Here is a 12,734-nt window from a genome sequence, read left to right as displayed (position 1 = left end):
CCGTTTGCGACCTGCGAAGCTCCGACCTCACATGTTAACCTTGCGCCCATCGCAAAATCGCAGGGCGGAATGCCCCACATTTGCCCCACTCCTTTCAACGAATTTGCCTACGACCAATGAGTAAAACCACTTCAGACCTGTCCTCCCACACCCCGATGATGCAGCAGTACTGGCGCCTCAAGAACCAGCACCCTGATCAGTTGATGTTCTACCGCATGGGCGACTTCTACGAGATCTTCTACGAAGACGCGAAGAAGGCCGCCAAGCTGCTGGACATCACCCTGACCGCGCGCGGGCAATCGGCGGGGCAGTCGATTCCGATGTGTGGGATTCCTTACCATTCGTTGGAGGGTTACCTGGTCAAGCTGGTGAAGCTGGGCGAGTCGGTGGTGATCTGTGAGCAGATCGGCGACCCGGCGACCAGCAAGGGGCCGGTTGAACGCCAGGTGGTGCGAATTATTACGCCGGGAACGGTGAGTGATGAGGCGCTGCTGGATGAGCGTCGCGATAACCTGATTGCCGCCGTGTTGGGCGATGAGCGTCTGTTTGGCCTGTCGGTACTGGATATCACCAGCGGCAACTTCAGCGTGTTGGAGATCAAGGGCTGGGAGAACCTGCTGGCGGAGCTGGAACGCATCAACCCAGTGGAGCTGTTGATCCCGGATGATTGGCCAAAGGATCTGCCGGCAGAAAAACGTCGTGGGGCCAAGCGCCGTGCGCCGTGGGATTTCGAGCGTGATTCGGCGCTGAAAAGTCTGTGCCAGCAGTTCTCCGTACAGGACCTCAAAGGCTTCGGGTGCGAGACCCTGACCCTGGCCATCGGCGCCGCCGGTTGCCTGCTTGGTTACGCCAAGGAAACCCAGCGCACCGCCCTGCCGCACTTGCGCAGCCTGCGTCATGAGCGTCTGGACGATACCGTGGTGCTCGATGGCGCCAGCCGTCGCAACCTGGAGTTGGACACCAACCTGGCCGGTGGTCGCGATAACACCTTGCAATCGGTGGTCGATCGCTGCCAGACGGCCATGGGCAGCCGCCTGCTGACCCGCTGGCTGAACCGTCCGCTGCGGGACCTGACTGTGCTGCAAGCACGCCAGACGTCCATTACCTGCCTGCTGGACGGCTATCGCTTTGAAAAGCTGCAGCCACAGTTGAAGGAAATCGGCGATATCGAGCGCATCCTGGCGCGGATCGGCCTGCGTAACGCACGACCCCGTGACCTGGCGCGCCTGCGCGATGCCCTCGGTGCCCTGCCGCAACTGCAGGTGGCGATGACCGAGCTGGATACGCCGCACCTGCAACAGCTTGCAACTACAGCCGGGACTTACCCGGAGCTGGCGGCCTTGCTGGAAAAAGCCATCATCGACAACCCGCCGGCGATCATCCGTGATGGCGGCGTACTCAAGACCGGTTACGACAGCGAGCTGGACGAACTGCAGTCCCTGAGCGAAAACGCCGGGCAGTTCCTGATCGACCTGGAAGCCCGCGAAAAAGCCCGCACCGGTCTGGCCAACCTGAAAGTCGGCTACAACCGTGTGCATGGCTACTTTATTGAGTTGCCCAGCAAGCAGGCCGAATCGGCGCCGATCGATTATCAACGTCGCCAGACCCTCAAAGGCGCCGAACGGTTTATCACCCCGGAGCTGAAAGAATTCGAAGACAAGGCACTGTCGGCCAAGAGCCGCGCCCTGGCTCGAGAGAAGATGCTCTATGAGAATCTGCTGGAGGACTTGATCAGCCAATTGGCACCGCTGCAGGACACTGCCGCAGCGCTGGCCGAACTGGACGTGCTGAGCAACCTCGCCGAGCGTGCGCTGAACCTTGATCTGAACTGCCCGCGTTTTGTCAGCGAGCCGTGCCTGCGCATCGTGCAAGGTCGTCACCCGGTTGTAGAACAGGTGCTGACCACGCCGTTCGTTGCCAACGACCTGTCCCTGGACGACGATACCCGTATGTTGGTGATCACCGGTCCGAACATGGGCGGTAAATCCACCTACATGCGTCAGACCGCTTTGATCGTGCTGTTGGCGCATATCGGCAGCTTTGTGCCGGCGGCCAGTTGCGAGCTGTCCCTGGTGGACCGCATTTTTACCCGCATCGGTTCCAGCGATGACCTGGCCGGTGGGCGCTCGACCTTTATGGTGGAAATGAGCGAAACCGCCAACATCCTGCATAACGCTACCGAACGCAGCCTGGTGCTGATGGACGAAGTGGGTCGCGGCACCAGCACCTTCGACGGTTTGTCCCTGGCCTGGGCGGCAGCCGAACGCCTGGCGCACCTGCGTGCCTACACGCTGTTTGCCACGCACTATTTCGAGCTGACGGTGTTGCCGGAAAGCGAGCCGCTGGTAGCCAACGTGCACCTGAACGCCACCGAGCACAACGAGCGCATCGTGTTCCTGCACCACGTGCTGCCAGGGCCCGCCAGCCAGAGCTACGGCCTGGCCGTGGCGCAACTGGCGGGGGTGCCGAACGATGTGATCACCCGCGCTCGCGAGCACCTCAGCCGTCTGGAAACCACGGCCCTGCCCCATGAGACGGTGGTCGCCAGCCCAGCCAAAGCCGCCAGCAAACCGGCTGCGCCGCACCAGAGCGACATGTTTGCCAGCCTGCCCCATCCGGTGCTGGATGAATTGGCTAAGCTTGACTTGGACGGCTTGACGCCGCGAAAAGCGCTCGAAATGTTATATGCACTGCAAGTTCGGATATAACGCACACGCTTGCAAGCTGGTAGACTCTCGCGCGGTTTGGGATGCTGCAGGCTATTAGCCTGGCCTGCAGACTATCGCTCCCAAACCTCGCGAGCCCTGCCACAAAGGGTTTCGCTGCCGCCGCCTGAGGAGAAAATTAGAAATGACCTTCGTCGTTACCGACAACTGCATCAAGTGCAAGTACACCGACTGCGTCGAAGTGTGTCCGGTGGACTGCTTCTACGAAGGCCCGAACTTCCTGGTTATCCACCCGGATGAGTGCATCGATTGCGCCCTGTGTGAACCTGAATGCCCGGCCGTCGCTATTTTCTCCGAGGATGAAGTCCCGGCGGAGATGCAGGAATTCATTCAGTTGAACGTCGAGCTGGCGGAAGTCTGGCCGAACATCACTGAGCGCAAAGATCCGATGCCGGATGCAGCGGAGTGGGATGGCAAAAAAGGTAAGATTGCACACCTCGAACGCTGATAGCGTCGCCCCATCCAAAAGGCCCCTTGCGGGCCTTTTTGCGTTTCTAGGTGGCCGGTTTCTCTTTCCTACAGGCAAAAAAAAGGGGCGGTATGACCCGCCCACATTTTTTCCCTAGTCCCTGTATTCCTTTTCATCATCCTGATGAATCGCATCCTGCGACGTTCCTTCAACCATCGTTCCTTGATGGCCGTGCCAATCCGTGGACACAGGGCTGATCTTAAAGAGTTCCAAAGGAAGTTCAACGGGATCCTACCCATGAACTGACATGCAATCGCCCTGAACACGGAATAATTAATTGTTAAATTTCAATTGGTTAGAAAAAAGCTTCGAAGAAAACCGACGTCCGTGGAAGGTAAAAAAACCAAACACTTACGAAAAAGTAAGCAAATGCTTACACGACCAACTGCGTGATTGAGAAACAAACACACCTTGACCATCTTCCAGACATGAAAAAGCCCCGACACGTCGGGGCTTTTTTCCCTTCAACCGCCTCAGTCGTCGCTGACGGTGATGGTCGGCATGGCTGGCGTGGCTGCTTCCTGCAGGACGATCCGCGCACCTACATGACGCGCCAGCTCCTGATAGATCATGGCGATCTGGCTGTCCGGTTCAGCCACGACGGTAGGCTTGCCACCATCCGCCTGCTCGCGGATGAGCATCGACAGCGGCAACGAGGCCAACAGTTCCACGCCGTACTGAGTGGCCAGCTTCTCGCCGCCGCCTTCGCCGAACAGATGCTCGGCATGACCACAGTTGGAGCAGATGTGCACCGCCATGTTCTCCACGACGCCCAGCACCGGGATGTTGACCTTGCGGAACATCTCTACACCTTTCTTCGCGTCGAGCAGCGCCAGGTCCTGGGGCGTGGTAACAATCACCGAGCCGGCCACCGGGACTTTTTGCGCCAGGGTCAACTGGATATCGCCGGTGCCTGGCGGCATATCGATCACCAAGTAGTCCAGGTCGCCCCAGGCGGTCTGGGTAACCAGCTGCAGCAAAGCGCCGGAGACCATCGGACCGCGCCAGACCATCGGCGTGTTGTCATCAGTGAGGAAGGCCATGGACATCACTTCCACGCCCAGGGACTCGATCGGCACGAACCACTTCTGGTCCTTGACCTTCGGCCGTGTGCCTTCGGCGATGCCGAACATCACGCCCTGGCTCGGGCCGTAGATATCCGCATCGAGAATGCCCACGCGCGCACCTTCGCGGGCCAGGGCCAGGGCCAGGTTGGCCGCCGTGGTGGATTTACCCACGCCGCCCTTGCCGGACGCCACGGCCACTACGTTCTTGACGTTGGCCAGGCCAGGGATCTGTGCCTGGGCCTTGTGCGCGGCAATCACACATTGGATGTCGACCTTGGCCGAGCGCACGCCGTCGAGACCTTCAATGGCCATTTGCAGCATCTGCGCCCAACCGCTCTTGAACAGACCGGCTGCATAGCCCAGTTCCAATTGGACCGACACCTGGTCACCCTGGACGTCGATGGCGCGTACACAGCCGGCACTGACCGGGTCCTGGTTCAAATAAGGGTCGGTGTACTGGCGAAGCACGGCTTCCACCGCTGCGCGATTGACGGCGCTCATGGGCTACTCCCGAAAAAGACTGACTGAAACAGGCGGCTATCCTAACCGTTCCAGCGGCGTTACGGCATGCTTTCGCAGGTTGGGAAGATTCTGAAACAGCGCCACGGGGTGAAATATATTTCCCGGCGCTTTATAGTGGCCGACCTCCGTTTCATCAAGTAGCCGAGCCCCATGTCCGAGCCACGCAAGATCCTCGTCACCAGCGCCCTGCCCTATGCCAATGGTTCCATCCATCTTGGCCATATGCTTGAGTACATCCAGACCGATATGTGGGTGCGCTTCCAGAAGCATCGCGGCAACCAATGCATTTATGTCTGCGCGGACGACGCCCACGGTTCGGCCATCATGTTGCGCGCCGAAAAGGAAGGCATCACCCCGGAACAACTGATCGCCAACGTGCAGGCTGAACACAGCGCCGACTTTGCCGAGTTCCTGGTGGATTTCGACAACTTCCACTCGACCCACTCCGAAGAAAACCGTGAACTGTCGAGCCAGATCTACCTGCGGCTCAAGGAAGCCGGGCATATCGACCAGCGTTCGGTGACCCAGTATTTCGACCCGGAAAAGAAAATGTTCCTGGCCGACCGTTTCATCAAGGGCACCTGCCCGAAATGCGGCACTGAAGACCAGTACGGCGACAACTGTGAAAAGTGCGGCGCAACCTATGCACCCACTGACCTGAAGGATCCCAAGTCGGCGATCTCCGGTGCTACCCCGGTGCTCAAGGATTCCCAGCACTTCTTCTTCAAGCTTCCGGATTTCCAGCAGATGCTGCAAACCTGGACCCGCAGCGGCACCCTGCAGGATGCCGTGGCCAACAAACTCTCCGAATGGCTCGACAGCGGCCTGCAGCAGTGGGACATCTCCCGGGATGCGCCGTACTTCGGCTTCGAGATCCCGGGCGAGCCGGGCAAATACTTCTATGTGTGGCTGGATGCGCCGATCGGTTACATGGCCAGCTTCAAGAACCTTTGCGACCGCACGCCGGAGTTGGACTTCGACACGTTCTGGAGCAAGGATTCCAGCGCCGAGCTGTACCACTTCATCGGCAAGGACATCGTCAACTTCCACGCCCTGTTCTGGCCGGCGATGCTCGAAGGTTCGGGCTACCGCAAGCCAACCGGCATTGCCGTACACGGCTACCTGACGGTCAACGGCCAGAAAATGTCCAAGTCCCGTGGCACTTTTATCAAGGCACGCACCTACCTGGACCATCTGTCCCCGGAATACCTGCGCTACTACTACGCGTCCAAACTGGGCCGTGGCGTCGACGACCTGGACCTGAACCTGGAAGACTTCGTACAGAAGGTCAACTCGGACCTGGTCGGTAAAGTCGTCAACATCGCCAGCCGTTGCGCCGGGTTTATCCACAAGGGCAACGCGGGTGTACTGGTAGCCGAGAACGCTGCGCCGGAACTCACCGACGCCTTCCTGGCCGCCGCGCCGAGTATTGCCGACGCCTATGAAGCCCGCGACTTCGCCCGTGCCATGCGCGAGATCATGGGCCTGGCCGACCGCGCCAACGCCTGGATCGCCGACAAGGCACCATGGTCGCTGAACAAGCAGGAAGGCAAGCAGGCGGAAGTCCAGGCGATATGCGCCACAGGCATCAACCTGTTCCGCCAGTTGGTGATCTTCCTCAAACCCGTGCTGCCACTGCTGGCCGCCGACGCCGAGGCGTTCCTCAACGTGGCGCCGCTGACCTGGAACGATCACGCCACCCTGCTCGGCAATCATCAGTTGAACGAGTTCAAGCCACTGATGACCCGTATCGACCCGGTGAAAGTCCAGGCCATGACCGACGCTTCGAAAGAAGACCTGGTCGCCAGCCAGACCGACACTGGCGAATCGACGCCGGCGGGTAATGGCGAGCTGGCCAAGGATCCGATTTCCGCGGAAATCGACTTCGACGCTTTTGCTGCAGTGGACCTGCGTGTCGCGCTGATCGTCAAGGCCGAAGCCGTGGAGGGCGCCGACAAGTTGCTGCGCCTGACACTGGACCTCGGCGGCGAGCAACGTAACGTGTTCTCCGGGATCAAGAGCGCTTACCCGGACCCGTCCAAACTCGATGGCCGCCTGACCATGATGATCGCCAACCTCAAGCCTCGGAAAATGAAGTTCGGCGTGTCTGAAGGCATGGTAATGGCGGCCGGCCCTGGTGGCGAAGAGATCTACCTGCTCAGCCCTGACAGTGGTGCCAAGCCGGGTCAGCGCATCAAATAAGCTACCTTGTATGGGCATGTTGTGGTGAAGGAGCTTGTTGTGGCGAGCGGGCATGCCCCGCTCACCACAACAAATCCCTGCCCTCCCATTAAACCCAGTTTGCTATGCCTGTGATCACAGCATGAACCTCATTCAACGCATCGACGCACTGCTGCCGCAGACCCAATGCGGCAAGTGCGGGCACCCGGGTTGCAAGCCTTACGCCGAGGGCATCACCCGTGGCGAGGCGATCAACAAGTGCCCGCCCGGTGGCCAGGAAACCATCGCCGACGTTGCACGGTTGCTGCAGGTGCCGGTGCTGGATCTGGACGCCAGTCGCGGGGAAGCACCCGCCCAGGTTGCCTACATCCGCGAAGCTGAGTGCATCGGTTGCACCAAGTGCATCCAGGCCTGCCCAGTAGACGCAATCGTCGGCGCCGCCAAGCTGATGCACACCGTCATCATGGATGAATGCACCGGTTGCGACCTCTGCGTCGCGCCCTGCCCCGTCGACTGCATTGAAATGCACCCGACAACCACTGTATTGCCGATTGTCGGTGGCCTGGCGACAAATGATCAGCAACGCCATGAACGCCACCTCAAGCGCGACCGGGCAAGGCGGCGGTATGAGCAACGCAATGCGCGCCTGCAACGGGAGGAAGCGCAAAAACTCGCTGAACGCCAAGCCCGGACCAAGCGCTCCGTGCCGGTTTTACCTGTGCAAGCCGATACGGCACAGGATGTCGCGATCAAGAAAGCTAAAATCGCTGTCGCAATGAGCCGGGCCCAATTGCACAAATCCTTGAAGGCGTTTGGTCACCCTCCGACCTTTGAACAGCAGTCGCAGTTGATCATCCTGCAACGGCAATTCGAAGCGGCGGAACAAGCGCTGGCTGCCTTGGAGGTGGGTGTCATACCGAAAGCAGCGACGTCATCCAGCAACACTGCTGATCTGAAACGCGCCAAAATCCAGCTGACGATGCGTCGAGCGGAACTGAAGAAAGCCCAGGACCTGAACATCGAACCTCGGCAACTCGCCGAGGCGCAACGCAAGCTGGAGGACGCGCAGCGCCAAATGGATGCGCTCAACAACGCCTGATCTGCAAACCGGGTGTGTGTTGATACAATCCCGCCGACCTTCTGCAAGGAACCCACCGCCCCATGAACGCCGCAAAACGCCTGGAAATATTCCGCAGGCTTCACGAAGACAATCCAGAACCCAAGACCGAACTGGCCTACACCTCGCCGTTCGAGTTGCTGATTGCGGTGATCCTGTCGGCCCAATCCACCGACGTCGGCGTCAATAAGGCCACGGCCAAGCTGTATCCCGTGGCGAACACACCAGAGGCGATCTATGCCCTGGGTGTGGAAGGATTGTCTGAGTACATCAAGACCATCGGCCTCTATAACAGCAAAGCCAAAAACGTTATCGAGACCTGCCGCCTGCTGGTGGAACTGCATGGCGGTGAAGTGCCACAAACCCGTGAAGCCTTGGAAGCCCTGCCAGGAGTCGGTCGTAAAACTGCCAATGTGGTGCTCAACACCGCGTTCAGGCAACTGACGATGGCGGTGGACACCCATATCTTCCGGGTCAGCAACAGAACCGGCATTGCCCGTGGGAAGAACGTGGTTGAGGTCGAAAAGCAGTTGATGAAGTTTGTACCCAAGCCCTATCTACTGGACTCTCACCACTGGCTGATCCTTCATGGACGCTACGTTTGCCAGGCCCGCAGGCCGCGTTGCGGCAGCTGTCGTATCGAAGACCTGTGCGAATACAAGGACAAGACGTCCGACGATTGAGGGATCATTGGTTTTCTCGACCAGCCGATTGAAAAAATCTTTTTTACCCGATCATGGATTATCGTTATAAGGAGCGCCAACGGCAGTCCTAGCCCGGAGTGAACCTTATGAGCACTGGCAAAGAACAACTGGAAGTGGAAGACGACCTTGTTGAGTCGGATGATGATGGGGCAGAAGCACCCGTTGAGGTAGCCAAGACCAATTTGAGCAAACGCCGCACCATCGACAATCTTCTGGAAGAACGACGCTTGCAAAAACAGCTGGCAGATTACGACTTCGATCTGTGATAGAACTGTCGACGGCCGGAAGCCTCCCTTACGGAGGCTTTTTTCTGCCGGTCACCCAGACAATGTGCGCTGCAGTGCCCTCCTCTATACCAAGCCGTTGCGCTGGGCCAGTTCGATCAGGTCCACAAGGGAGCGGGCGTTGAGTTTGAGCAGCAAACGTGTCTTGTAGGTGCTGACGGTCTTGTTGCTGAGGAACATGCCGTCGGCAATCTCCTTGTTGGTTCGGCCCCGGGCCAACTGCTGCAATACCATCATTTCCCGACCCGACAGACGCTCGACCATATCGGCCTCGCTGGCATTGCCCATGGTGGAGCGTACCGAGTTGAGTGCCTGGTTGGGGAAGTAGCTGTAGCCCGACAGCACCGCCTTGATCGCACTCAGCAACTCGGTCAGGTCCTGTTGCTTGCACACGTAGCCGGCAGCCCCCGCCTGCATGCAACGCATGGAAAAATGGCCAGGGGCCTGTGACGTCAGCACCAGCACCTTGAAAGGCACGGATTGCTTGGTAGAAGACAGCCGGCAAATAACTTCCAGCCCGTCAAGTTTGGGAATCCCGATATCCAGTATGACAATGTCCGGCATATGCTCCCGTGCAAGTTGCAATGCATCGACACCGTTATCGGTCTCGGCAACGACCTCATAACCATGACGTTCCATTAGCATACGCACAGCAAGACGAATGACGGGATGATCATCCACGATCAGCACTTTATTCATGAGAAAGTCCAATTTCGCTGTTCGAATTATTTAGAGCAAGCACAATAGCCTAGTCGTTTCCTGGTTGGCATAGCGTTCCCCCCCGAGCAACAGCAAGCAGAGACCCACCCCACAGCGATAAAGGAATCGCCCTACAAAAAAACGCTAACTCAGATGTATCCAGTTTTATAGATCCTTTCAGACCTTTCCGGGGACTTACATATTTTGAGTGAAATATCCATGGAGTATCTGGGGGTGGGTAAACGTGCCGCACACAACTCTCAGGAAATGCCCCTTCCCTCTGCACTCCACTCAGGAATCCCGACAAGAAATGTCCGACTGTTTTAGTTCCATTCAACATATTCTCTTACATCCTTAATTCCTACAGCGTATTCCGCGCTTTATACGTTTACCTCACTTTCATGAGTGAATCTTCTGTAAGACCAGTTCCTAGGCAGGTGTAAAAAAATCATTCGCCCTACAAACTTTCAACAACAGCACCCTCGAAGGCGCATTTGAAAATGCGTCGACTGAAAAATATCAACAAATGTTTAACCATCTATAAACATCGCAATTCCACACAAAATCCATAGGCAAAAAAATGGCCCCTGAATAAGGGGCCATTCTTAAAACCGGCTGAGACTTAGAACAACGAGCGACCTTTGTTGGCCGCAATGCGCATGCGCAGTGCGTTCAACTTGATAAAGCCTGCTGCGTCCGCCTGGTTGTAGGCGCCGCCATCTTCTTCGAAGGTAGCGATGTTGGCGTCGAACAGCGACTCATCAGACTTGCGACCGGTGACGATCACGTTGCCCTTGTACAGCTTCAGGCGCACAACGCCGTTCACATGCACCTGGGAAGCATCGATCATCTGTTGCAGCATCAGACGCTCAGGGCTCCACCAGTAGCCGGTGTAGATCAGGCTGGCGTACTTGGGCATCAGCTCGTCTTTGAGGTGAGCCACTTCGCGGTCCAGGGTGATGGATTCGATGGCCCGGTGGGCGCGCAGCATGATGGTGCCGCCTGGGGTTTCGTAGCAACCACGGGACTTCATGCCCACGTAGCGGTTCTCGACGATGTCGAGACGGCCAATACCGTGTTCGCCACCGATACGGTTCAAGGTCGCCAGCACAGTGGCCGGGGTCATTTCGACGCCGTCCAGCGCGACGATGTCGCCATTGCGGTAGGTCAGTTCCAGGTATTGCGGCTTGTCTGGAGCGTTCTCCGGGGAGACGGTCCATTTCCACATGTCTTCTTCGTGCTCGGTCCAGGTGTCTTCCAGCACGCCGCCTTCATAGGAGATGTGCAGCAGGTTGGCATCCATCGAGTACGGGGACTTCTTCTTGCCGTGACGCTCGATCGGGATCGCGTGCTTTTCAGCGTAATCCATCAGTTTTTCACGGGACAGCAGGTCCCATTCACGCCAAGGGGCGATCACTTTCACGCCTGGCTTGAGTGCATAGGCGCCCAGTTCGAAACGCACCTGGTCGTTACCCTTGCCGGTAGCACCATGGGAAATGGCGTCGGCGCCGGTTTCGTTGGCGATTTCGATCAGGCGCTTGGCGATCAGCGGACGTGCGATGGAAGTACCCAGCAGGTACTCGCCTTCGTAGACGGTGTTGGCGCGAAACATCGGGAAGACGAAATCGCGGACGAACTCTTCGCGCAGGTCGTCAATGTAGATCTCTTTCACGCCCATGGCTTGCGCCTTGGCACGTGCAGGTTCGACCTCTTCGCCCTGACCCAGGTCAGCGGTGAAGGTCACCACTTCACAGTTATAAGTATCCTGCAGCCACTTGAGGATCACCGAAGTGTCCAGGCCGCCGGAATACGCGAGAACGACCTTGTTTACGTCGGCCATGCCATCACTCCACGGGGTTGTACGGAAAGGCGTCGATTCTACCGACCAAAACCGTGGATTTACAGGGGCGCGACAGCAAATGAAGATAAAGCGACAGATTATGTCGAACGGGCGACCGATGGTCGCACCTTAAGACGTGTGTGCAGGGTTACTTGCGCCAGTGGCTTGGGGCGCCGGCTTCTCGGGGGCTGCCACGCGTTCAAGCTGGATATTCACACGACGATTGCGTGCCCGGTTGGCCGCATTGGTGTTGGGCGCAAGGGGGTAGCTTTCGCCATGGAAGCGCAGGGTGATCTGCGACTCCTGGATACCGTTGGCCTTGAAGTAGTCCATCACCGCCAAGCCACGGCGGCGAGAGACGTCGCGATTGGTCAGGCGGTTGCCGCTGTTGTCCGAATGGCCATTCAACTCGATATGGTTGACCGTCGGGTCGGCTTTCATGAATGCAAGAATCACGTCGAGTTTCTTCTTGGCGGCTGCGTCCAACTCGATACCGCCCCCCGGGAATCCGACTTCGGTCTGTTTGACCTGATCGTAATTCATCGGCAACAGCTTGGCGGTGCACAGCTGGTAGTCGTTATAAGCCTTATTGAATTTCACCGGCAACAAGCGGATTTCGGAGTAGCCGCCTTCACGGCCGTAGTGGCGGACCGTCGGGCTGCGCCCTTCCAGCAGTCCGGTGAACAGGCGACCGGCCTGGGCCTGCGAGCTATTGAACAACACATCGCCACTACCGGCACGCACGGCGCCGAGGTTGATATCGCCTCGGCCTGGCTGCCAAGGGGCGGCGGCAGCCAACAAGGTGGCCGAGCCTGTGCCCAGCGAACCGTTATAGGCTTTCAGACGAAATATTGCCTGCTCACCCGCCCGGCGCACGAACTCACCCGAACCGAAGTCTGTGATCGGCTGGGTCAGACGGCACTCGAACTGGTCGCCCTCTACCTTCCACTCAATGTTCTCCAGACGTGTCTGGAACGTGAGGGCCATCGCGGGCAGGCTGGCGAACACACTGAGCAGGGCTAGGTAATGCTGGCGCACGGGAGGCTCCACTGGTTTCTACAACACTTCAAAGCGTCATACATCGATAAGGCATACAAAAGGCTATCGGTTGCATCCTGCAAAACT

General features: G+C 58.2%; 10 protein-coding genes. 6 read left to right on the top strand and 4 right to left on the bottom strand.

Annotated elements, in window-relative coordinates; genetic code table 11:
• Positions 1–116 precede the first annotated feature (116 nt).
• Together mutS and fdxA are read left to right on the top strand one after the other, a co-directional pair.
• A complete protein-coding gene (gene mutS, locus LUU92_RS06075) occupies positions 117–2,708 on the top strand; it encodes a DNA mismatch repair protein MutS (protein WP_257103301.1) in 2,592 nt (863 codons plus the stop codon).
• Positions 2,709–2,850: 142 nt separating this feature from the next.
• A complete protein-coding gene (gene fdxA, locus LUU92_RS06070; RefSeq protein ID WP_071488721.1) occupies positions 2,851–3,174 on the top strand; it encodes a ferredoxin FdxA in 324 nt (107 codons plus the stop codon).
• 494 nt (positions 3,175–3,668) lie between these two features.
• Here the strand turns inward: fdxA and apbC are convergent, their stop codons facing one another.
• Positions 3,669–4,763 carry an iron-sulfur cluster carrier protein ApbC gene (gene apbC / locus LUU92_RS06065; RefSeq protein ID WP_071488720.1) on the bottom strand — a complete coding sequence of 365 codons (1,095 nt, stop codon included), beginning with the start codon at positions 4,761–4,763 and terminating at the stop codon, positions 3,669–3,671.
• A gap of 171 nt (positions 4,764–4,934) precedes the next feature.
• On the opposite strand from apbC, the gene metG reads away from it, so the two are divergent.
• The 4 genes from metG (at position 4,935) to LUU92_RS06045 (ending at position 9,052) form a co-directional block, all read left to right on the top strand.
• Positions 4,935–6,986, top strand: coding sequence for a methionine--tRNA ligase (gene metG / locus LUU92_RS06060; protein ID WP_071488719.1), 2,052 nt, complete (start codon positions 4,935–4,937; stop codon positions 6,984–6,986).
• A gap of 121 nt (positions 6,987–7,107) precedes the next feature.
• On the top strand, positions 7,108–8,064 hold the full coding sequence (gene rsxB / locus LUU92_RS06055; RefSeq protein WP_257103300.1) for an electron transport complex subunit RsxB: 957 nt from the start codon (positions 7,108–7,110) through the stop codon (positions 8,062–8,064).
• Positions 8,065–8,126: 62 nt separating this feature from the next.
• On the top strand, positions 8,127–8,765 hold the full coding sequence (gene nth / locus LUU92_RS06050) for an endonuclease III (protein ID WP_071488717.1): 639 nt from the start codon (positions 8,127–8,129) through the stop codon (positions 8,763–8,765).
• Between the two features lie 107 nt (positions 8,766–8,872).
• Positions 8,873–9,052 carry a PA3496 family putative envelope integrity protein gene (locus LUU92_RS06045; RefSeq protein WP_071488716.1) on the top strand — a complete coding sequence of 60 codons (180 nt, stop codon included), beginning with the start codon at positions 8,873–8,875 and terminating at the stop codon, positions 9,050–9,052.
• A gap of 84 nt (positions 9,053–9,136) precedes the next feature.
• Here the strand turns inward: LUU92_RS06045 and LUU92_RS06040 are convergent, their stop codons facing one another.
• The 3 genes from LUU92_RS06040 to LUU92_RS06030 form a co-directional block, all read right to left on the bottom strand.
• Positions 9,137–9,769, bottom strand: coding sequence for a response regulator transcription factor (locus LUU92_RS06040; protein WP_058423776.1), 633 nt, complete (start codon positions 9,767–9,769; stop codon positions 9,137–9,139).
• Positions 9,770–10,391: 622 nt separating this feature from the next.
• On the bottom strand, positions 10,392–11,609 hold the full coding sequence (locus LUU92_RS06035) for an argininosuccinate synthase (protein ID WP_010212738.1): 1,218 nt from the start codon (positions 11,607–11,609) through the stop codon (positions 10,392–10,394).
• Positions 11,610–11,738: 129 nt separating this feature from the next.
• Entirely contained in the window at positions 11,739–12,647 is a 909-nt protein-coding gene (locus LUU92_RS06030; RefSeq protein WP_071488715.1) for a flagellar protein MotY, read from the bottom strand.
• Positions 12,648–12,734: the final 87 nt, after the last annotated feature.

The organism is Pseudomonas extremorientalis, from assembly GCF_024584605.1.
GTDB lineage: Bacteria > Pseudomonadota > Gammaproteobacteria > Pseudomonadales > Pseudomonadaceae > Aquipseudomonas > Aquipseudomonas extremorientalis.
The sequence above is the reverse complement of the archived record's forward strand: the minus strand, read 5'-3'. Positions and strand labels throughout refer to the sequence as shown.

What these genes read in the sequence shown, in the direction of transcription:
- fdxA (WP_071488721.1), top strand. Translation starts at nt 2,851, where the DNA reads ATGACCTTCGTCGTTACCGACAACTGCATCAAGTGCAAGTACACCGAC.
- mutS (WP_257103301.1), top strand. Translation starts at nt 117, where the DNA reads ATGAGTAAAACCACTTCAGACCTGTCCTCCCACACCCCGATGATGCAG.
- nth (WP_071488717.1), top strand. Translation starts at nt 8,127, where the DNA reads ATGAACGCCGCAAAACGCCTGGAAATATTCCGCAGGCTTCACGAAGAC.
- metG (WP_071488719.1), top strand. Translation starts at nt 4,935, where the DNA reads ATGTCCGAGCCACGCAAGATCCTCGTCACCAGCGCCCTGCCCTATGCC.
- apbC (WP_071488720.1), bottom strand. Translation starts at nt 4,763, where the DNA reads ATGAGCGCCGTCAATCGCGCAGCGGTGGAAGCCGTGCTTCGCCAGTAC.
- LUU92_RS06035 (WP_010212738.1), bottom strand. Translation starts at nt 11,609, where the DNA reads ATGGCCGACGTAAACAAGGTCGTTCTCGCGTATTCCGGCGGCCTGGAC.
- LUU92_RS06045 (WP_071488716.1), top strand. Translation starts at nt 8,873, where the DNA reads ATGAGCACTGGCAAAGAACAACTGGAAGTGGAAGACGACCTTGTTGAG.
- LUU92_RS06040 (WP_058423776.1), bottom strand. Translation starts at nt 9,769, where the DNA reads ATGAATAAAGTGCTGATCGTGGATGATCATCCCGTCATTCGTCTTGCT.
- rsxB (WP_257103300.1), top strand. Translation starts at nt 7,108, where the DNA reads ATGAACCTCATTCAACGCATCGACGCACTGCTGCCGCAGACCCAATGC.